The 22,041-nt window shown below is 36.9% G+C and carries 21 protein-coding genes; 20 read left to right on the forward strand and 1 reads right to left on the reverse strand.

The genetic code is table 11. From position 1 onward, the window contains the following. The first annotated feature begins 22 nt into the window (after positions 1–22). From EZ456_RS02175 to EZ456_RS02215, 9 genes are all read left to right on the forward strand, one after another. The gene (locus EZ456_RS02175) at positions 23–1,285 is read left to right on the forward strand and encodes an O-antigen ligase family protein (RefSeq protein WP_131526902.1); all 1,263 of its coding nucleotides are present in this window, start codon (positions 23–25) and stop codon (positions 1,283–1,285) included. 11 nt (positions 1,286–1,296) lie between these two features. Beyond that, positions 1,297–2,259 carry a hypothetical protein gene (locus EZ456_RS02180; protein ID WP_131526904.1) on the forward strand — a complete coding sequence of 321 codons (963 nt, stop codon included), beginning with the start codon at positions 1,297–1,299 and terminating at the stop codon, positions 2,257–2,259. Further along, positions 2,256–2,720: a hypothetical protein gene (locus tag EZ456_RS02185; RefSeq protein WP_131526906.1), complete on the forward strand. Its 465-nt coding sequence runs from the start codon at positions 2,256–2,258 to the stop codon at positions 2,718–2,720. Before EZ456_RS02180 ends, EZ456_RS02185 begins: the two co-directional genes overlap by 4 nt. Before the next feature lie 21 nt (positions 2,721–2,741). Continuing rightward, positions 2,742–3,221: a hypothetical protein gene (locus EZ456_RS02190; protein ID WP_131526908.1), complete on the forward strand. Its 480-nt coding sequence runs from the start codon at positions 2,742–2,744 to the stop codon at positions 3,219–3,221. 133 nt (positions 3,222–3,354) lie between these two features. Next, on the forward strand, positions 3,355–3,735 hold the full coding sequence (locus tag EZ456_RS02195; protein ID WP_131526910.1) for a carboxypeptidase-like regulatory domain-containing protein: 381 nt from the start codon (positions 3,355–3,357) through the stop codon (positions 3,733–3,735). A gap of 110 nt (positions 3,736–3,845) precedes the next feature. Next, complete coding sequence (locus EZ456_RS02200; RefSeq protein WP_131526912.1) at positions 3,846–4,103, forward strand: hypothetical protein; 258 nt, start codon at positions 3,846–3,848, stop codon at positions 4,101–4,103. Positions 4,104–4,487: 384 nt separating this feature from the next. Continuing rightward, positions 4,488–4,949: a hypothetical protein gene (locus EZ456_RS02205; protein ID WP_131526914.1), complete on the forward strand. Its 462-nt coding sequence runs from the start codon at positions 4,488–4,490 to the stop codon at positions 4,947–4,949. Between the two features lie 201 nt (positions 4,950–5,150). Beyond that, on the forward strand, positions 5,151–5,765 hold the full coding sequence (locus EZ456_RS02210) for a hypothetical protein (RefSeq protein WP_131526916.1): 615 nt from the start codon (positions 5,151–5,153) through the stop codon (positions 5,763–5,765). Beyond that, on the forward strand, positions 5,762–6,214 hold the full coding sequence (locus EZ456_RS02215; protein ID WP_131526918.1) for a hypothetical protein: 453 nt from the start codon (positions 5,762–5,764) through the stop codon (positions 6,212–6,214). Before EZ456_RS02210 ends, EZ456_RS02215 begins: the two co-directional genes overlap by 4 nt. 319 nt (positions 6,215–6,533) lie before the next feature. Here EZ456_RS02215 and EZ456_RS02220 read toward each other — a convergent pair whose 3' ends face one another. After that, a complete protein-coding gene (locus EZ456_RS02220) occupies positions 6,534–8,105 on the reverse strand; it encodes a PepSY-associated TM helix domain-containing protein (RefSeq protein ID WP_131526920.1) in 1,572 nt (523 codons plus the stop codon). 515 nt (positions 8,106–8,620) lie between these two features. On the opposite strand from EZ456_RS02220, the gene mraZ reads away from it, so the two are divergent. The 11 genes from mraZ to EZ456_RS02275 all read left to right on the forward strand — a co-directional run bounded on the left by mraZ (position 8,621) and on the right by EZ456_RS02275 (position 22,037). Further along, entirely contained in the window at positions 8,621–9,088 is a 468-nt protein-coding gene (gene mraZ / locus EZ456_RS02225) for a division/cell wall cluster transcriptional repressor MraZ (protein ID WP_086544998.1), read from the forward strand. Then, positions 9,078–9,983, forward strand: a complete 906-nt coding sequence (gene rsmH, locus EZ456_RS02230) for a 16S rRNA (cytosine(1402)-N(4))-methyltransferase RsmH (protein ID WP_131526922.1) — start codon at positions 9,078–9,080, stop codon at positions 9,981–9,983. The genes mraZ and rsmH overlap by 11 nt, the downstream gene beginning before the upstream one ends. Further along, positions 9,980–10,402, forward strand: coding sequence for an FtsL-like putative cell division protein (locus EZ456_RS02235; RefSeq protein ID WP_108199761.1), 423 nt, complete (start codon positions 9,980–9,982; stop codon positions 10,400–10,402). The genes rsmH and EZ456_RS02235 overlap by 4 nt, the downstream gene beginning before the upstream one ends. Beyond that, on the forward strand, positions 10,392–12,494 hold the full coding sequence (locus tag EZ456_RS02240) for a penicillin-binding protein (protein WP_131526924.1): 2,103 nt from the start codon (positions 10,392–10,394) through the stop codon (positions 12,492–12,494). Before EZ456_RS02235 ends, EZ456_RS02240 begins: the two co-directional genes overlap by 11 nt. Before the next feature lie 75 nt (positions 12,495–12,569). Further along, positions 12,570–14,027: a UDP-N-acetylmuramoyl-L-alanyl-D-glutamate--2,6-diaminopimelate ligase gene (locus EZ456_RS02245; protein ID WP_131526926.1), complete on the forward strand. Its 1,458-nt coding sequence runs from the start codon at positions 12,570–12,572 to the stop codon at positions 14,025–14,027. Continuing rightward, positions 14,027–15,274, forward strand: coding sequence for a phospho-N-acetylmuramoyl-pentapeptide-transferase (gene mraY, locus EZ456_RS02250; protein WP_131526928.1), 1,248 nt, complete (start codon positions 14,027–14,029; stop codon positions 15,272–15,274). Before EZ456_RS02245 ends, mraY begins: the two co-directional genes overlap by 1 nt. 110 nt (positions 15,275–15,384) lie before the next feature. Next, positions 15,385–16,773: a UDP-N-acetylmuramoyl-L-alanine--D-glutamate ligase gene (gene murD, locus EZ456_RS02255; RefSeq protein WP_131526930.1), complete on the forward strand. Its 1,389-nt coding sequence runs from the start codon at positions 15,385–15,387 to the stop codon at positions 16,771–16,773. Between the two features lie 14 nt (positions 16,774–16,787). Further along, positions 16,788–17,981 (forward strand): FtsW/RodA/SpoVE family cell cycle protein, encoded by a 1,194-nt coding sequence (locus tag EZ456_RS02260; protein ID WP_205945010.1) that lies wholly within the window; start codon positions 16,788–16,790, stop codon positions 17,979–17,981. 258 nt (positions 17,982–18,239) lie between these two features. Then, entirely contained in the window at positions 18,240–19,352 is a 1,113-nt protein-coding gene (gene murG / locus EZ456_RS02265; RefSeq protein ID WP_131526932.1) for an undecaprenyldiphospho-muramoylpentapeptide beta-N-acetylglucosaminyltransferase, read from the forward strand. A gap of 131 nt (positions 19,353–19,483) precedes the next feature. Further along, positions 19,484–20,839 carry a UDP-N-acetylmuramate--L-alanine ligase gene (gene murC, locus EZ456_RS02270; RefSeq protein ID WP_131526934.1) on the forward strand — a complete coding sequence of 452 codons (1,356 nt, stop codon included), beginning with the start codon at positions 19,484–19,486 and terminating at the stop codon, positions 20,837–20,839. Beyond that, positions 20,832–22,037: a cell division protein FtsQ gene (locus EZ456_RS02275; protein ID WP_131526936.1), complete on the forward strand. Its 1,206-nt coding sequence runs from the start codon at positions 20,832–20,834 to the stop codon at positions 22,035–22,037. Before murC ends, EZ456_RS02275 begins: the two co-directional genes overlap by 8 nt. Positions 22,038–22,041: the final 4 nt, after the last annotated feature.

Raw genomic sequence — 22,041 nt, forward strand, 5'->3', positions numbered from 1 at the left:
GATAAAAATTATAAATATTGAGATGATGCGCCGAAAAGCTAAAGATGTATTCATAAATCTTTCAAAATATACTGTTTTCTTTTTCGGAATCATTATTTCAGTTTACTTTGAGAGCAGAGCATTTGCAGTAGGCTTCATATTATCGTTTATCGTTACATTGTTTTTGTATGGAAAAATTAAAGCTAAAAAATGGAACCTAATACTGGTTGCACTTGCAGGAAGCTTTGTATTGCTGTGTGCTATATTTTTCGTTAAAACAGATTCGTCCTTGGGCAGAATCTTTATTTATAAAATTTCATCCCAGATCTATAAGCATAACTGGCTTAAGGGTATAGGCATCGGTAAATTTAAAACAGTTTACATGCATTACCAGGCAGATTACTTTAAAAAGGGAAAGTTTACAGAGACCGAATTACTGCTGGCTGATAATACTTATTTCGCTTTTAACGATTATTATCAGTTTATTATTGAAACAGGCATTGTGGGAATATTTCTGCTGAGCATTTTTTTTCTGCTAATTTTCTTGTTGATAAGAAGAGCTATTTTCAGCGACAGAGAATCAGTCATTTTACTTAATGCCATTGGTATATTCATCGCCATATGCTTTGCTGCATGTTTTACCTATGTATTTAATAAATTGGAATTTCAATTTGTTTTTGTACTTTGCATTACAATATTAAGCAGAAGCTTTTTTAAACGAGCGAATGCTTTCTTTGTAAAAGCCATCCCACTTATTGGTACTATTGTAATTTTCATTTTGGCAGCCAATACTTACAATTTTGATTTACGGAATTATTATGCCTTACTAAGCTTAAAAAAAGTAAGACAATTAGAGCAGGCAGGCTATCGATATGAAGCACGCAAATTATTATTAGATAATGAAAAGCATTTTTACAACGATGACGAATACCTGGAATTAAAATCTTATTTATTAGCCAACAATATGGAACTTGATAAAGCGGAGGTGGCGACCAAACTGTTGATAAAGCATAAGCCGAGCAGCATGGCGTATGCGCGTTTGGCTTATATATATAAACAGATGAATAAAAATGATTTAGCAGAACAATTTTATTTAAAAGCGATAAATATGGTTCCAAACCGATTTGGAGTCCGTTATTCATTATTCCTGTTTTACAGAAGTATCGGCAAAGAAGATAAATCTCTAAAGTGCGCCAATGAAATATTAAAACTGCCAGTTAAAATACCTTCATTAACAATAGATCAGATTAAATTAAACTTAATTAAATATAAAAACGAAGAAGATAAAATAAAGACAATTAACTAAACTAACCTCCTATGAAAAGAAAATTATTATGTATTGCGCTAATAAGCGCTGTTGCAATTTTTGCGTGCCGGAAAGATTTTTCACCAGATGATGGCGAGGCAGTATCAAATCCTTTTCTTACCGAAGCCAAAAGCTATTATTACAAAGAAGCACAGAAAAATGGAATTTTATCGGTAAGTAAGTTAGCAGCTGCAAAAGGATTAGTAAAAAGCCAGCAAAGAAGCGTTACCCCTTTATGGGCTAAAAATTTTACAGCAAAAACAGGGGGAAATGTATTTACAGAAGTGCCAATAATTACCAATAAAAAAATAATTGCCCTATATAACTTTGCTGGAAAAAAAACGGATACCAGAATAAACCTGAGCCGCGTAAACGCTTCATTTCAAAGGTTGTTGATTTATAAAACAGCAAAAGGCAATTTTCATCAGGTAGTGTTAACCTATATCCCTGATTACGATTATTTAGAAAAAAATCACTTTGATGCCAGCATAAACCAGATTAATAAAACCGATTCGTATACTGGTTATATTGAATTTAGCACGGTAGGTGACGAAAAAATGTTTGTTGTGCAGTTTAAAGATGGTAAGGCAAAAAACAAAATTACACTGAGCAATATTAGCCTTCAGTCTAAGTTATTGCTGAGCAAAAAAATGGGTACGACAAATTCACCTGCTGTAAAAGATAAGATGATGAGTGCTGGCGAGAATTGTACAGAATCTTGTACGCTGCAATTTCAAACCATTTGTGTTGAAATGGGTGACCCCCTTATGGAGTTTTGTGGCGAACCAGAGTATATTGGTGATAAATGTATAGAAGTTTGTGTACCCGGTGATCCTGAACATCCTGAAGACCCTGATCCGTCCGATCCATGTTTAAATCCACAGAATTTTTTTATGTGTAATCCTGAGGGAACTCCTGATCCAAGTGAAGCAGCTACAGTAGCGAAGGTAAAAATAGACTTCCCTGTAGATTGAAGTATCCTACACTTTCAAAAATTGTTGATGCTTTATATGATAAGGTTAAAAATAATCCTAAATTGTTAGCAGCACTAGTCAAATACTCTAAGCTTTCCGAAGCAAAGGTTTTAGAAAATTTAAAATCGGGTAAAGGGCCTCTACTACTAGTTAAAACTGATATGCCTAATGATAGATATGCTCAATTTGACCCAAATACAGGTCATATAGAATTATCTGGTGAATATGCTTCAAAGCTAAATCAATTTGAATTTGATCCTAAAGTAAGTACTATGCTAGAATTCTTTATAACTTCTACTATTCTTCATGAATTTGTACATTTTGGGAATGATTTAACAAATATAACACCTGCCACAATTGGCTTTTTTGATGCAGGAAAGCAGTTTGAAAACTATTATTACGGGGGGGATGTTAATTACAATCCAACAACAAAAAATATATATTTAGTAAAAATGCCTTAAAGCTAATTTAATTTATAAGCAATGAAAATAAAAAACATGTTTAAATATTCTCTTTTTTTTGGCTTAGTTATAATAGGTAATCTTTTTTCTTCATGTACAGAAAAAAATAATACTAGATATCAAACTTCTTTTAAAAAATTCTCGAAAGATGATTTCAAAAAATCTGTTCGAATTTGTTTTAAAAAAGAAGAGTTCAGAAATATTTTAAATTCTGAAAATGCCAAAATGAACTTTAGTTTATCTACAAACTATCCTGTTTACGATGATACTATGCATATAAATAACAAAATTGTTGGTATTAATCCCTCACATGCAAAACAAAATATCGATTTTAAAATTGTTTTTCAGCAGCCCATCAACGAACTTGTTTTGCTTTCAATAAGTAACATTGTTAGAGGCAATTCTATTAACACTAAATTTGAATCTAAATTAAGGATTGTTTATAAAAACAAGAAATGGTTAATCGTAAACAATAATGATAAAGCAATAATAATTGATTAATTCTGCTTTAATAAGTGTGTTTGTAGAAAACCTAAATTGGGTAAAAGATCAATATTAATTATTATGAGTTTAAATGGAGACCCAAAAAATGCAAAAGGTTCCCCATCAGGATGTAAATAATAATTTAAAAATGATGAAAAATAAATTAATTTTTGTAGTAAATATTGTTTTTTTGTGTTTTTTTAGTAATTGCGCCATAAACAGAAATGATTATTCAATAAGTAAATTCAAAACAACTTCTAATAAGATTATAATTACTGGATTAATTTTAGATGCAAAAAGCAAAATAGGCCTTGGTGGCTCTGGAATTCAATCAACAAACTATGAATTGTTAGGTGAAAGTGACTATCTGAGTGGGAAATATAAAATTGAAATATTGAAAGGGACTCATACTTTTCATGCAGTCGCAATTGGGTATAATCGATTATCAACTAAAAAAATTACTGTTATAGAAGGAGATTCTTTAATAATAAATTTTAGGTTAAAGGAAGCACTTCAACAAACTGTAAATTAAATTCTCTCTCTAGTAGTTGGAAAGCTATTCGAAAGTAATATTGCAAGTTATAATAATGAGATTGGAAATTTATGCCTAAAGGAGATCACGAGCATATTACTAAAACCATCATGAAAATCAATATAAGACCAGCAGCCGTTATTTTACTTCTTTTAATCAGTTTTTCTCTTACTAAAGCACAAAATGCAGCAAGAACTGACGACCCAAAATATCTGAAAAAAAAGATAGATTCTATTTTTATTAAAACTTTTAACGATCATATTCTCAAAGATAGCATCGCCATTTATGCGATCAATTTTAAATTAGAAATTGTAAAAAATGAGAAAGGCAAAGCTATTTTAGCTAATGTTACTGCAAATGAAGTTTAGGTTTTAAGCTTTTTTCTGCACATAAAAGGCTTTATAGTTAAAATTTTAATACATGGTTAAAAAGTAAGAAAAAAATCTATGTAATTATTCCTGTTTTACTATATAATATTTCGAAAAAAGCTACGAGCCAATATTCACGGCAAAATGGCCAGCCTTTAGTTGATGTAGAATCAGTTTCCAATATGTATGTTAAGGCCTTATCTGCGTTGGTATCTAATAATAATAGGTGGCTTAATGACGTAGTTCTATTAGAGCCTTATACCGTTAAAATAGTTAATATTGAATATTATTTTGCTTTATTTGGATATCAGGAAGTATTAGGTGTAAATCAGTATTATATTGGGGCTCAGTATTGTTAAATTTAAATTTTTGGATTTATAAAAAATGAAGAATATAACATTAGCTGGAAGATTATTGTTTTATACAATATCTCTAACTTTATTATCATGTAATCATTCTGAAAATAATTATTTAGATCAAAAAGATTCGATCTCCATAATTAAAGAATCATTACATCATATTTTAGATCAAAAAGTTTTACCGAAGGAGTACTATACTCAACCTTTACAAATTATAGTACCTAAAAATTTACAGCAGGCTGAAATCCTCATAAGTGGAAAGATGTGTATTCTTTTGCCCATAAACACAGATGTGAAGCAGCTCATGAAAGGGATGTATATTTATAAACCTATTACTTTGATAGAAGTAGGGGATTTTAAATTGCATAAGAAAATCATTTTTATTGAATTTATTTTCAGAGCCACTGGTCATAATTTTTTATTAGAACTTAAAAAAGATAAAAGTGGAAGGTTCAAAATTATGAATGTACGTGAAAGGACAATATAAGATATAATTATCTAAAACGATTTTAAACAAACTTTGAATATTTGTTTTCATGATAAGGGCTTTATGGTTATGGGTGATTAAACCAAAAAATAAGTATCTAGTTTCTTTAAACTACAGAATAGCTGATTCATTGTCAATAAAAAGGTATTCATTTTACTCCACCAAGTAAGAGCTTAAAATGTAAACAACGATATAAATACCATGAAAGATAAAATCATATTTATTTTGATGCTTACGCTATGTAGTGCAATCACTTTTGCTCAAAAAAAACATAGTGCTACTCCTTTATTTAAATTTTTAAAAGCAAATGCAGATAGTACAATCGTTATGAGTTATGAAAGTAGTTGGGGGATTAATCCAGTATATTTTATGTTAAGTAAAAAGGGCGATACAATAAATGCTTATACCTATAAAATTGCAGTTGTCCTTGATCAGAGAAATGTGGTTCCTCATAATATTCAATACAGGCTTTATCAAAATACTCAAGCTCTGGCTGATGTAAATTCTAATTTTTACATTAACTATTTATCCTCTGATAGCCTCAAAAATTTTTGGAAAGAAATTGTTGCTTTAAAACCTTGGAATATTAATGATGATCAAACAGATGGAGCTGGGTGTCCTGTGGAAAAAGACAGTTTGCAAAGGCAAATCCGTGATGGTTCAACTATAAAGTTGCATTTGATCACTAAAAAAGAAATAAAAGAACTGAGTTTTTATGCTCCTGAGTATTATGAGAAACAAATTTGTCCAGGTAGAGTGGGGAGGCAGACAATACTTAGAATTGAAAAACTATTCGAAACTTATGTTCAAAAATGAAAATAGGTATACTGCGATATGCTTATCTAACATTAATCCTTTCGGTTGCTTTTATGCTAATCGGTTGCGAGCAGAAACGTCACTATTTCAATAAAAATGATTTTAAACAAGCTTTAAATATTTGTTTTCAGGATAAAGGGTTTGTGGTTATGGGTGGCTTTAAACCAAAAAATAAGTATGTAGTTTCTACAAATTACAAAATAGCTGATTCGATGTCTGTAAAAGGTATTAACTTTTATATTAATCCTGATACGATTAATCGGGTTAAGAAAGGCAAGCTCATAATGGTCAAAATAAGCTATCCGGATTTAAATAATATAAAATTTAATCTTGAATATACCCCTGGCGATCTTTATCAGTTGAGAAAAGAATTACGCTTTTTATATGAAAAAGACCATTGGAAATTGATCGATCAAAATAGTGTTGTTGCGGATGGTGAGTTCAAATAGGTTTTTCAATTGCAAGAATTTACTATCAGTAGTGTCATGTTAACGAAAGTGAGCCAAGTCCTATTTACCTTCAGGGAGACCACAAACCGATTGAATACCGGAAAATTGTAATTACACCGGCAAAATAATTGTTTTTTATGGACAGGCTGTATTATATTTGTAATTCCATTCGAATTTGCTGCGTTAAGCTCGTGGAAATGCCTTTCGAGATATTTATCAATGGTATCAGATGTTACCATCTGACACGATAAGAATTTCTGAATTTTGAGTTATCAATCAGACGGTAACATCAAACTGCAGGAAAGGTGCCAGTGTTAAGTTAGAAGACTTCCAGCCCTGTATTCAGCAATACCATATAAACAGCTAAATAACACACCAGAAATGCAGTTGACAACGCAAAATAGCGGGTTACCCTATGACTTCCTCTTTTAAAAGGAAGTAGAAAAAGGATATTGAATAGCTCAGACAACAATGCGCATATAAAATTCAAACAGACCATTACGCAACTAAAGGCAACAACAAAAATGGCTGGTTGGATAATTATTCCCGAAGGAAGGCCGTAGAGTGCGCCCATCATAAAGCTAATCGGAAGGATAATTAAAGCATATTTTAATCCCGATTTAAACTGTAAGAGAAAATATCTGCCCAGTTTGGGTAATGGTGTTTTGATTTTTGCTGGTTTTAATTCTTTTTCAACTGTCTGAGTTTCCAATGCCTCATCCAAAACTGTTTCATTTGTTTTTAGTTTTTTGCCTTTCTTTTGTTTCTTATAACGTGGCCACCAGATCATAAAACCTGTAATAAAGAGGGCAAGTGGCATTAATCCGGCAATAATGGCGATAATCTGTGTAGGCCTGCCCCCAAAACTTCCATAGTGGATCGGCGTTAACCAGCTGAGGTAAGCATTACCAACATTGGGGAAATCCTTGCGACTGTTTAGCAGTACTTTGCCTGTATATTGATCAACAATAAGCATTTCTCTTTTTCCAACTTTAGGTAGGTTCCCACTCACTACATCCAAACGGTAAGTCCCCATTTTATCGGCCGGAAAGGCGATCCCGCCGATATAACCATTGGGCATTTTTTCTTTGGCTGCGGCAACAACCTGTTTAAGGGGAAGTGGTACTGCCTTTGCATGCCAGGCCGATTTAGCCCCTAACAATTTGGCAACTCCTTGCGGCGATTTCCCACTAAGTACAAATAACAGTGGAATAACAAGTGTAGAAAAAGTAATGGAAAAACCGGTAAGACTCAATATGGCCACAATGGGAGAGGAGTAAAAACCGAGTGAATTGTGCCAGTCGTAATTCTGGCGCTTAAATGATCCGCTAAACCTTACTGTAAGTGCCGATTTTAGCTGTTTCCATTTCTTTGGGATCCATAAACGTAAACCTGAAATGGTTAAAATTAAAAGACAGAGTGAAGCCAAACCACAGATATAACGCCCGGCAACCGGGATCAGTAATGTCCGGTGCAGTTCGGTAACCACATGAATAAAAGAACTGGTATGTATTCTTTTGCCACTTGTTTTTCCGGTATATGGATTAATAAATGTTTCTCCGCCACTCTTTAAATCCAGAACGCTGTAAGCTTCATTGGGATTTTTGAAGTTATTCAGCATCAGGTAATCGATTTTTAGCTTGGGGTAGTTTTTTTTAATTAAGGGTACAATATCCTCAACGGGCATTTTTTGTTTCTTTGCAATTACCTCGAACAGGGTAGGATTCAGTGCACGGTCTATCTCATCCTGAAAAACCAGGATGCTGCCTGTAACCCCCACAAAAGCAACAATTGCCCCGGCAATAATACCAATATAAAGATGCCATTTACCAAACCATCTTTTTTGATGTTTTGCCCAGTCGAGTCTTTGAGGATTATGTTCTGATTTCATTTTTGAGCGTAGTTATAACTTGCGCAATGGTTATTAATGGTTTACACCTACAAAGAAATTGTTTTAATTGCTTTCATCCAAATTATATTTAATAAGTCTAAATAAGTAAATAACTGCATGTAGATTTAACCTTTCTTTTACCTATCAGTAAAATAATAGCCAATGCTTTTATGGTAATATTAGCCATACAGGTTTTATGTAGTTTTGCAGCAGAGCAAGCACATAAAGATGTATGTTTTTAGACCCGTAAATTATTTATTAAGATGCTCATTTTTAGTAGAATTGTACTTTTATGGGGAAAATTGGGCGAACGTGACACTTTTTATTATTATGTTTTTAATCTGCTTATTATCAGTTGGTAATGGTTTTTTGATTGTACTGGTAGCCTTATTCTACCTATATTGTACAATCCTAATTGTAACAAAAAAGATGTGGAAAACTTTTTTGTGGTAAAAAGTGGTAAAAAGTGGTAGAACTATTTACTTTTACACTAGATAAAAAGTGTAGATACCACTATGACCCAACTTTTAGGAGAATTCGATTGTAAACTTGACGCAAAGGGCCGCCTTATGGTACCTGCTGCGCTTAAGAAACAATTGCCTGAATCTGAGAAAGAAGGCTTGATTATTAACCGTGGTTTTGAGAAAAACCTGGTGATCTATCCAAAAAAAGTTTGGGATGCTATCGTTACCGATTTAAGCAAACTGAATATCTACGAAAAAAATAACAGAGAGTTTATCAGGTCGTTTACCCGTGGTGCAACCGAGCTTTCGCTTGATGCGGCTGGTCGTGTGCTTTTGCCAAAATCACTGGTTGATTATGCTGGTATTGGAAGTGATCTTGTTCTCGCCTGTCAGTTAGATCGTATCGAAGTTTGGGACAAAAAATCTTACGAAGATATTTTTGATGATGTTCCGGAGAATTTTGCAAACCTTGCCGAACAGGTAATGGGTGGAAAGAAAGGAGGTGCTGATGGCGAATAATTATCATGTGCCCGTAATGTTGCAGCCTTGCATTGATGGCTTGAATATTAAGCCTGATGGTGTTTATGTTGATGTAACCTTTGGTGGTGGGGGTCATTCAAAAGAGATTTTGAAACACCTTGGGCCAAAAGGGAGATTGATTGCTTTTGATCAGGATCCTGATGCGCAGGCGAATATTCCTGTCGATGATCGTTTTATTTTTATCGACCAGAACTTTGGTTTCCTGAAGAATAATCTCCGTTTAAAAGGTTTTAAACAAGTTGATGGTATTCTGGCTGATCTTGGTGTTTCCTCGCATCAGTTTGATGTGCCGCAACGTGGTTTTTCTATCCGTCATAATGCCGACCTGGATATGCGTATGGATCAGCACCGCGATTTAACCGCTGCTGAAATATTGAATACCTATACTGAAGATAAGCTGCATAAAATTTTTGGGATTTATGGTGAGGTGAAAAATGCGAAATCTTTAGCGCGTGCTATTGTTACTTCGCGTTTAGAGCAGCCTTTTACCGATATCGACAGTTTAAAGTCAGCTATTACCGGCTACATCCCGAAAGGAAAAGAGAATAAATATTTGGCGCAGGTTTTTCAGGCACTGCGTATAGAGGTGAATGCTGAAATTCAGGTGCTTGAAGATTTTTTACTACAAGCTGCTGATGTGTTAAAGCCCGGCGGTCATTTAGTGGTAATGTCTTATCATTCATTAGAAGACAGGCCAGTTAAAAACTTTATGGCTAAAGGTAAATTTCAGGGTGAGGTTGAAAAGGATTTCTTCGGAAATCAGCAGAAGCCATTTAATGTAATTACTCGTAAAGCGATAATTGCCACTGATGAGGAGATTGCTCAAAACAATAGGGCCCGCAGTGCGAAACTAAGAATTGCAGAAAAGATATGAACAGGTTTAGGGAAGAGATAGAAGAAGAAGAGGTAGGGCCCGAACCAGAGCTAAAAGCCGCACCCAAAAGGCCGAAAACTGCTGAAGAAAAAATGGATAGTAATTCATTTATCAGCAAGCTTTTTAATGATGGCTTAGTGAGTAAAGAGGCGGCAACTGACGCTTTACCTTATTTGTGTTTTCTGGCCCTTTTGGGGATGATTTATATTGCCAATAGCCATTTTGCGGTAAACAATGTTCGCCGCATTGATAAATTAAATAAAGAAGTAAAAGAATTAAGATGGGAGTATAAATCGCTTAAGGCCGACCTGATGTTTAAAAGTAAATTGACAGAGGTTGCCAAAAAGGTAGATACCCTTGGAATAAAAGAACTGATTGAACCACCAAAAAAAATAATTGTTAAAAGCGATGAATATTAGAGCAAACATCTTGCTTCGTGTATACCTGGCATTTGGCTTAATTGTGCTTTTTGCTTTCGCGGTGTTTTTGCGCCTCGGTCAGGTACAGTATGTGCAAGGGAAAAAATGGAAAGCTATGGCAGATAGTCTTTCTACGCGATATGTAAATGTTGAGGCTACCCGTGGGAATATTTATTCAAACGATGGTAGTTTGCTGGCTACTTCGATACCGGAATACGAACTGCGTATGGATATGTTTGCTGGCGGTATTGCCGAAGATAAAGTATTTAACGAGAAGGTAGATTCGCTGGGTTATAAATTATCGCAGCTCTTTCAGGATAAAACCGCTAAAGAATATGCGCGTTATCTGCGTAAAGGACGTCAGGATAGCGCACGTTATTTGCTAATCCACCGTAAAGTAGGTTATGCTGACCTTAAAACCATCAGAACTTTTCCATTATACAACATTGGTAAGTTTAGCGGGGGCTTAATTGCTGTTCAGCAGAACAAACGTATTCTTCCTTTTCAGGCTTTGGCTGCCCGTACCATCGGTTATAAAAACGAAAATGTTAAAAACGGTGTAGGTTTAGAGGGCGCATATAAGGAATATATCAACGGCGAAACCGGAAAAAGATTAATGCAGCGCATTGCTGGAGGGGTTTATATCCCGGTAAATGAGGAAGCTGAGGTGGCGCCGAAAGATGGTGCTGATATTATTTCAACCATTGATGTAAATATGCAGGATCTGGCGCAGAGCGCGTTAGAAAAACAGTTGATCAAATCGCAGGCTGATCACGGTACGGTAATTTTAATGGAAGTGGCAACTGGCGAGATCCGTGCTGTAGCCAATTTCTCGAAGGTAGAAGAAGGGGTGTACAAAGAAAAATTTAACTATGCTATCGCGGGTAATCAAGATCCGGGATCGACTTTTAAGCTGGCTTCGTACATGGCACTTTTGGAAGATAAGTTGATCGATACCAATACCATGATCGGTACAGGGTATTATCAGATTCCAGGTAAGCTGATTACGGATTCACATCCAAAAATTGAAACAGTTACAGCAAAAAAAGCCTTTGAAACGTCCTCCAATGCTGCAATCGCAAAGCTGATCAACATGCATTATGGCAGCGATCCGATGAAATTTACAGATCACCTGTATGATTGGCAGCTGAACAAAAAAATGGACTTGCAGATTCCGGGTGAGGCAATGCCTGTAGTTAAAAATCCTAAAACGAACAAAAGCTGGAACAAAAACATGACCCTTCCTCAAATGGCTTATGGATACGAAATGATGTTGACACCGTTAAAGATGCTCTCATTGTATAATGCGGTAGCCAACAACGGTAAAATGGTAGCGCCGATTTTTGTGAAAGAGATCAGAAGGCTGGGTAATCCGATCGAACAGTTTAAAGCCAGGGTAATCAATGATAAGATATGTTCGGATGTTACCCTGAGCAAGATCAAGAAAATGCTTGAAGGTGTGGTTACGGAAGGTAGTGGAAAGCAGATCGTTTATAATCCGCTATATGCGATCGCGGGTAAAACCGGTACTGCCCAGGTGGCTGATGCAAATAAAGGATATAAAGGGAAAAAACAATATCAAGCTTCTTTTGTAGGGTATTTTCCCGCCGATAAACCCAAGTATTCTTTAATCGTGGTAATCAACGATCCAAAAGGTGCTTATTATGGTGCTACGGTTTCGGGCCCGGTATTTCGGGAAATTGCCGATCGTATTTATGCCAGCGATATGCAGATGTACAACGATGTTCCTACGCGTTTGGTTGGGAATACCGGTACGCCACCTACAAAAGCCGGACAGAGTAAAGCTACTCAGAAAGTGTATAAAGCATTTGGTTTTAAACCGCTTTTTGCTTCAAAATCTGAGTATTACAATATTATAGATACCAGTGCAGGAACAATTTTCCAGGAAAATAACGAGCGTAAAGGGGTAATGCCAAACGTAGCAGGTATGGGACTGAAAGATGCGCTCTACCTTTTGGGAAATGCGGGTTTGAAAACAAAAGTTAATGGCTCGGGAAAAGTAGTCAGTCAATCCATTATCGCCGGAACAAAGGTGGGTAAAGGATTGGGTGTACAGATAGAATTGAATTAAGGTGTAAGGTAAAAGGTATAGGGTTTAAGGTCTTGTTACTCGATACTCACTACTTAATACTAAAAAAATAAAAAAATGCAATTACAAGATTTACTTTACGGCGTAACGATTAAAGAATTGGTTGGTAAAACCGATAGGGAAATCAATGCGCTGAATTTCGATTCGCGTAAGGTATGTAAGGATGATGTTTTCTTTGCAATAGTTGGTACAGCAGCAGATGGACACCAGTTTATTGAGCAAACCATTCAACAAGGCGCAGCAGTGATTATCTGTGAGAATTTACCGGAAATTCATGATTTTACGGTTACTTATATTAAAGTAGAAAATACATCGGTTGCTTTAGCGATTATTGCCGGTAATTATTTTGGAAATCCATCAGCAGATTTAAAACTGATCGGTATTACGGGAACCAACGGAAAAACTACCATTGCCACCATTCTTTTTAAATTATTTAAAGATTTAGGTTATAAAACCGGGCTTTTATCAACGGTAGAAAATTATATCAATGATACTGTTGTGGCGGCAACCCATACTACACCGAATCCAATTGCCTTAAATCAGCTTTTAAGGGATATGGTTGATGCAGGCTGCGATTATTGCTTCATGGAAGTGAGTTCGCATGCGGTATCGCAACACCGGATCGAAGGATTAACTTTTTCTGGCGGGGTGTTTTCAAATTTAACACATGATCATTTAGATTTTCATAAAACTTTTGATAGTTACCTGAAGGCTAAAAAAGCATTTTTTGATGTTTTGCCTAAATCGGCATTTGCATTGACCAATATCGACGATAAAAACGGCGTGGTGATGCTGCAGAATACCAAAGCGCATAAAAAGACCTATGCACTTAAACAACTGGCCGATTTCAAAGCAAAAATTATCGAGAACCAGTTCAGTGGGCTGCATTTAGATATCGATAACGAAGACGTCTACTTCAAACTTGTAGGCTCTTTTAATGCGTATAACCTACTGGCCGTTTACGGAACGGCAATCTTGTTAGAACAGGATAAATTAAAGGTATTGACTTTGTTGAGCCGTTTATCAGGTGCTGAAGGAAGATTTGATTATATCACTTCTGCCGATAAGATCATTGGTATTGTTGATTATGCGCATACACCCGATGCTGTTCAGAATGTGTTGAGCACCATTGCCAATATCCGCAAAGGAACCGAGCAGGTAATTACGGTAATTGGATGCGGAGGAGATCGTGATAAAACCAAACGCCCAATTATGGCCCAAGTGGCTTGCGATTGGAGCGACAAGGTAATCCTGACCTCTGATAATCCACGTACAGAAGATGCCCAGACAATAATCAACGATATGGAAGCTGGGGTTTCGCCAACAAATAAGCGTAAAACCTTATCCATTTTAGATAGAAGAGAAGCAATAAAAACGGCTTGTCATTTAGCACAGCCGGGAGATATTATTCTCGTTGCCGGTAAAGGACACGAGAAATACCAGGAAATTAATGGCGTAAGGAACCATTTTGATGATAAAGAAATTTTACTTGAACAATTAAAACCTATCAGCTAATGTTATATTTATTATTCGAATACCTGCATAAGCATTATGATATACCTGGGTTAAGGTTGTTTCAGTACATCACTTTCCGTGCATCTATCTCTATTATTTTATCATTAGTAATCACCACCGTTTACGGACGTAGGTTGATTGATTATCTGCATAAAAAACAGGTTGGAGAAACGGTAAGAAATTTAGGTTTAGAAGGACAGATGCAAAAACAAGGTACACCAACAATGGGAGGTATCATTATTTTGCTGGGTATTCTTATTCCGACCTTGTTATTTGCCAATATTTCCAATATCTATGTAATCCTAATGATTATCACCACCATTTGGATGGGGGCAATTGGGTTTCTGGATGATTATATCAAGGTTTTCAAGAAAAACAAAGAAGGTTTAGCTGGTCGGTTTAAGGTTGTTGGTCAAGTGGGTTTAGGCCTAATTGTAGGGACTACGATGTATTTTCATCCCAATATTGTGGTAAGAGAAACCGTTCAGGACAATGTTAAAAGCACTTCTACGGTTCCAATGGTGTTGCGCCAAAAAGGAGAAACCTTCTATTATACTCAAGATGTAAAATCGACCAAAACCAATATGCCTTTTTATAAGAACAATGAGTTCGATTATGCCAAGGTATTGAAGTTTTTAGGAGGCGATTATCAGAAATATGCATTTGTCATATTCCTCATCTTTACCGTATTTATCATAACAGCAGTTTCAAATGGGGCCAATATTACCGATGGTATCGATGGCTTAGCCACCGGAACGTCAGCTGTAATCGGGATTACCCTTGGTATTTTGGCCTATATATCTGGTAATACCATTATGGCCGATTACCTCAATATCATGTATATACCCAACTCTGGGGAGCTGATGATTTTTGCAGGAGCCTTTGTTGGGGCATGCGTTGGTTTTCTTTGGTACAACTCTTATCCTGCTCAGATTTTTATGGGCGATACCGGAAGTTTGGCCATTGGTGGTATTATTGCCGCATTTGCGCTCATGATCCGTAAAGAACTTTTGATTCCGATTTTATGTGGAATATTCCTGGTAGAACTGGTGTCGGTAATTATGCAGGTATCTTATTTTAAATATACCAAGAAGAAATTTGGCGAAGGACGCAGGATTTTCCTGATGTCGCCTTTGCATCACCATTACCAGAAAAAGGGATATCACGAAGCCAAAATTGTAACCCGCTTCTGGATTATCGGAATTATGCTGGCGATTATGACCATTGTAACATTGAAATTAAGATAGGTAAGCCTAAAGTTGAAAGACCAAAGCTGAAAGCTTGAATAACTGGAATAGAAAAATACTAAGATGCCCTTAGGTGTCTTAGATGATGAAAAAAATAAAGTAGTAAAATAATGAGCACGAATAACATCACATCAAGCAATACTAAGTCAGCGATGACTGGGCAGGGCCGTGTGGTTATTCTTGGTGCCGGAGAAAGTGGAGTTGGCGCTGCAAAATTGGCTCAGGCAAAAGGTTTTGATGTTTTTGTTTCCGATTATGGTATAATTACCGATAAATATAAAGCTGCTTTAGAAAAACTTTCCATTCCGTTCGAGTCCGAAAAACATACCGAGGAGCTGATCTTAAACGCTAACGAAGTAATTAAAAGTCCAGGTATCCCGCCTACAGCACCAATTATTAAAAAACTGGTAGAAAGCGGGATTTCAGTGGTTTCGGAAATTGAGTTTGCCAAAAGATACACCAACGCAAAAACCATCTGCATTACGGGTTCCAATGGTAAATCAACCACCAGTTTATTAACCTATCACATCTTAAAAAATGCCGGGTTAAACGTAGGCTTGGCGGGTAACATCGGGCAGAGCTTTGCAGCACAGGTGGCTACAGAAGATTACGAATATTATGTACTGGAAATCTCGAGCTTCATGCTTGATGATATGTTCGAATTTAGAGCCGATATCGCAGTTTTGCTCAACATCACCCCAGATCATTTAGATCGTTACGATTATAAATTGGAGAATTATGCCGCATCTAAAATGCGCATTATCCAAAATCAGACTGCAGAAGATGTTTTTATCTATTGTGCAGATGATGAAGAAAGCTTAAAAGCCATTGAGCTAAATGAGCCTTTGGCCAAAACCTATCCTTTTTCAATTACTAAAAAGGTTGAGCCGGGTGCTTATTTAGAAGAAACTACTATACATATCCTTACAGAACCAAATAACCTACTAACCATGACGATTTCAGATTTAGCCTTGCAGGGCAAGCACAATATTTACAATTCTATGGCCTCAGGCATTGTGTGTAAAGTTTTGGAATTAAGAAATGAAACCATCCGCGAAAGCATGGGCAATTTCAAAAATATTGAGCACAGGTTAGAGCATGTGGCCAAAATTTCTGGCATCGATTTCATCAACGATAGTAAAGCTACTAATGTAAACTCTACCTGGTATGCTTTAGAAAGTATGACCAGTGATGTGGTACTGATTATGGGCGGCGTTGATAAAGGTAACGACTACGACATGCTTAAAGATTTGGTTAAAAGTAAGGTTAAGGCGATTGTTTGTTTAGGCAAGGATAACAAGCGTATCCATGATGCTTTTGAGGATGATGTAGAAGTAATTGTAAATACTTTTTCTGCTGATGAGGCAGCACAGATTGCTTTTCATTTGGCTAAACGTGGTGATGTAGTTTTATTATCACCAGCATGTGCCAGTTTTGATTTATTTAAAAATTACGAAGACCGCGGTAACCAGTTTAAAGCGGCAGTTAGAGAATTATAATAGGAGGCTTATATATGTTGCAGGCACTACTTAATAAAACAAAAGGCGATAGATGGATCTGGTTGATCATCATCCTGCTTTCGCTTATATCTGTAATGGCAGTGTATAGTGCAACAGGTACCTTGGCATATAAAAAAGGAGAGGCAGTAGAAAAGCTTTTGCTCACCAAACACTTAATTTTTGTGCTGATGGGTATTGGGATGATCTATATTGCCCACCTGCTCGATTACCGCTATTATGCGGGTATTTCGAAAGTGCTGATGATTGTAACCATTCCTTTGTTGTTGTATACGCTAATATTCGGAACCAGTTTAAACGATGCTTCGAGGTGGGTTAAAATACCCGTAATTGGATTAACTTTTCAAACTTCCGATTTGGCTAAACTGGCATTGATTACTTTTTTGGCCCGGATGCTGACCAAAAAGCAGGAAAATATTAAAAACGTTAAAGAGTCATTTATACCAATTATGGGCTCGGTTTGTGTGGTATTTGTTTTAATCGCACTGGCCAACCTATCTACAGCATTAATGCTGTTTGGTGTAAGTATATTGCTGTTAATTATCGGTAGGATCAGTATTAAACAGATCGCGATTGTTTGTGCAGGTGGTTTCGTACTGCTGCTGTTTGTTTTCTTTTTGGGCCCAAGAAGAAAAACCTACATGTCGCGTATCAATACGTTTATACATCCTGAAATGCAGCATTCTGATAAAACTTTCCAGGCAGATCAGGCGAAAATTGCTTTGGCTACTGGTGGTGTTTTTGGTAAAGGACCAGGTAATAGTACACAACGCAATTTCCTACCACACCCGTATTCCGATTTTATTTTCGCCATTATTATTGAAGAATGGGGAACCCTGGGAGGAATTGTAATCATGGTGCTTTACCTGCTGCTTTTATATCGATGTATCAAGATCGTAACCCGGGCGCCCAAGGCCTTCGGTGCGCTCCTGGCAGCCGGACTGAGTTTTAGTCTCACCATTCAGGCTTTTGCGAACATGGCCGTAGCTGTTGGGCTGGGACCCGTAACGGGAGTTCCGTTGCCACTGGTGAGTATGGGTGGTACATCAATGATCTTCACTAGTGTGGCCTTTGGAATTATACTCAGCGTGAGTAGAGATGTAGAAGAAAATGCAAGTGCATTAACAAAAGAAGAAAAAGAGAAAGTAAAAAATAAAATAATAATAGGTGAAATACCTGCAATTGCTTAGATAAGTTGAATCGTCATTGCGAGGAAGAATGATAAAGCAATCTATTAAAAAAATATAATAAAGTAAAAAGTTTAACCACAGAGAACACAAAGGTAAGGCGCAGAGAAACACAGAGGTATGTTTAGACAGGCTGCTTAAACCTTTAAATTGAAAAACTTAGTGTTCTTAGTGTCTTTGTGGTTAAAAATAAACATAAAAACTCAGTGCCCTCAGTGAAAACTTTGTGCACTCGGTGGTTAAAATATAATTAAATTGTAAATGAATAATTCCCCAAAAATTATCATATCAGGTGGTGGCACCGGCGGGCATATTTTTCCCGCCGTGGCCATAGCCAATGCGCTGAAACGCATGGTGCCAACCTGTGAAATTTTGTTTGTGGGTGCTATTGGCCGAATGGAAATGGAAAAAGTTCCCGCAGCCGGATATAAGATTATAGGATTAAATATTAGTGGAATGCAACGCGGCTCGATTATTAAAAATCTGGCACTCCCATTCAAGGTAATCGGTAGTGTGCGTAAAGCGATACAGATTATTAATGATTTTAAACCAGATGCCGTAGTGGGTGTTGGTGGTTATGCCTCTGGGCCGCTGTTATACGCAGCCTCTTTGAAAGGAATTCCTTACCTCATCCAGGAACAGAATTCTTATGCGGGGGTAACCAATAAATGGCTGGGTAAAAAAGCTTCAAAAATCTGTGTCGCCTTTGATGATATGGATCAGTTTTTTCCAGCTGATAGGATTTTGAAAACAGGAAATCCTGTCCGCCAGGAAGTGGTTGATATTAAAGGGAAACATTTTCAGGGTGCCGAACTATTAAAGCTCGATCCATTGAAAAAGACCATTATGGTTACCGGTGGAAGTTTAGGTGCAGGTACACTGAATAAAGCAATTGAAAAACACTTGCCAGAAATTCTTGCACAAGATGTGCAGGTGATTTGGCAAACAGGTAAATATTACTACAAAGGAATTATAGAAAGATTGGGTTTGGAATACCATCCTAATGTTCGGATCCTGGAGTTTTTAAATAAAATGGATTTGGCTTATGCCGCTGCAGATGTAATTGTCAGCAGGGCTGGTGCGGGAACGATAGCGGAACTTTGTTTAATTAAAAAACCGGTGATATTGGTGCCTTCGCCAAATGTAGCAGAAGACCATCAAACTAAAAATGCGATGGCCCTGGTTAAAAATGGAGCAGCAATATTAATTAACGACCGCTCTGCAGAAGATACATTGGTTAGAGAGGCACTGGCATTATTAAACAATAAAGAACAGAGTGAAAAGCTATCGGAAAACATAGGTAAAATGGCATTGCCAGCGGCAGACGGAATTATAGCGAACGAAGTATTGAAACTAATAAGGCTGAAAGACTAAAGCAGAAAGACCAAAGCAAAGACAGATCGTCATTGCGAGGTACGAAGCAGTTTTAAAGCAGAAGAAAATAGAAAATAAAACGGTAGAAGGGCAGCTTTAAGCTTTGGTCTTTCTGCTTTTAGCTTAAAAAAATGGAATTAAGTAAAATAAATAGGGTTTTCTTTGTAGGTATCGGTGGTATCGGCATGAGTGCGCTTGCCCGTTATTTTGCTAAACGCGGACAGGTAGTTTGTGGTTACGATAAAACCAGGACTAAGCTGACCGAAACCTTAGAGCAGGAAGGTATTCTCATTACTTATCTTGATGAAGCCGCTTCATTGCCCTGTGTATTTTTAGATGATCATGATGATACCCTTGTGGTTTACACACCAGCAATCCCAAAAGATTCGAAAGTCTTAAACCATTTTATAAACAAAGGTTTTTCGCTTAAAAAACGTTCCGAGGTTTTAGGGATTATCAGTAAAGGGATGTTCTGTATTGCAGTTGCGGGTACGCATGGCAAAACCACAACATCATCTATTGTTGCACATATTTTAAAAGATACCGGGTACGATTGCACTGCTTTTTTAGGTGGCATAACCAGTAACTATAACAGTAATGTGCTTTTTGGGAAAAACAATGTGGTAGTAGTAGAGGCAGATGAATATGACCGTTCTTTCCTAACCCTGCACCCCGATGTTGCTGTGGTGACCTCAATGGATGCCGATCACCTGGATATTTACGGTGATAAGAGCCATCTTGAAGAATCGTTCAGGCTGTTTGCCGGTCAGCTTAAGGCGGAAGGTACCCTTTACGCACATGAAGGATTGCCGCTTGAAAACAGTATCAACTATGCTGCGAGTTCAACCGCAACGGCAAGGGCTGAGAACTTAAGGGTAGCAGGATCGAAATTTGTTTTTGATTATGCAGATGGTACGCAAAGTATCAAAGACATTAGTTTAATGCTTCCCGGTAAGCACAATGTCGAAAATACAACTGTTGCCATAGCGATTGCCCTGCAACTGGGTATCGATGCGGAAAAGGTAAAACAGGCGGTTGCAAACTTTAAGGGCGTTAAGCGCCGTTTTGAATATATCGTGAATAATGGTAATCAGATTTACATTGATGATTATGCACATCATCCAGAAGAACTGAGGGCTTGTTTTGATGCGGTGAGACAACTGTATCCTGATAAAAAGTTAACGGTAATTTTTCAACCACACCTGTTCACGCGGACAAGGGATTTTGCAGATGAATTTGCAAAAGTTTTAAGCACTGCTGACGAACTGATGCTGTTGGAGATTTATCCAGCAAGAGAATTACCACTTGAAGGGATAAATGCACAGTTTTTATTGGATAAAATCACTTTAGCAGATAAAAAAATATGTGGAAAAGATTTTGTGGTTCAGCATGTTAAGGATACAAAACCTGAATTAATTTTAACAGTAGGTGCGGGAGATATCGACACGATTATCGAACCTTTAAAAAACACTTTGAACAATGTTTAAAAGGATAAACTGGAGCGCAATTTTTACTGGCTTTGCCTGGCTGATTAGCCTGGCAGGGGTGGTTGTGCTTTTGAGTTTCATCAATGTGAAGAAGCAGACTGTTAAATGTACCGATGTTAAGATCCTGATTCCCGGAGCTGATAATTTTATTGAGCGTGAAGAGATTGATGCCATTTTAAAAGAAGATCAAGGTGTTCTTTTAGGCCGCAACCTCGAAAATATCAATATACATAAAATCGAGAAAAAATTGCAGTCCAATCCATATATCGGTTTTGCCAAGGTGTATGTAGATATGGATGGCGTGCTGCACATTGAAGTAAAACAACGCCAGCCTATCCTTCGCATATTGAATGAGAACGGGCAGGATTTTTACATCGATAATGATGGACTGAAAATGCCAATTTCATCAAATTTCACCGCTAACGTGCTTGTGGCAACAGGACATATTACGGAGGTTTTTGGGAGTAGAGTCGATACCTTGCACACACAACTGGCAAGAGATTTATATAAAACCGCACAGTACATTAAAAAAGATACCCTTTGGGATTCACAGATCGAACAGATTGTGGTTGATCAGAAAAACGATATCGAACTGATACCAAGGGTGGGTAATCAACGTATTATTTTAGGTAATGCCGATTCTCTTGAAAAGAAAATGAATAACCTGTTGTTGTTTTATAAAAAAGCCATGCCACAGGTAGGTTGGGATACTTATAAAACCATCAATATTAAATATACCAACCAGATTGTTTGCGAAAAAAGAGATTCGACAGCTTTAGGAAAAAAAGCTAAAACAATTTCAGCAGCTGATAGTTTGAGGATACAGCGAAGCGTGACCGATTCATTAATCAAGAGTACAATTGTTGCTGAGATGGATGACCGGCCCGAGGCTGATCAACCAGAAAAAGAGGAACCTAAAAAAACTGAAGTTCTAAAGGTTGCGCCCAAAAAAGTTGAACCAAAAAAAGTAGAGCCGAAAAAAACGGTAACAGCTAAAACAGAAATAAAAAAGCCAGCAGTTGTGCAGGCTACCAAATCAAAGGAAACTAAACCTGCGGATAAAAAAGAAAAACCGAAGCAAACGGTAACAACACAGCCAAAGCCGGCAAAATCTGAGGCCCAACTGAAAAAAGAAAAAGAAGCAAGAGAGAAAGAAATCAGGGCCCTGGAAAAACAGTTTAAAACTCAGCAAAATTAACGAA

The organism is Pedobacter psychrodurus (genome assembly GCF_004331735.1).
Taxonomy (GTDB): Bacteria; Bacteroidota; Bacteroidia; order Sphingobacteriales; family Sphingobacteriaceae; genus Pedobacter; species Pedobacter psychrodurus.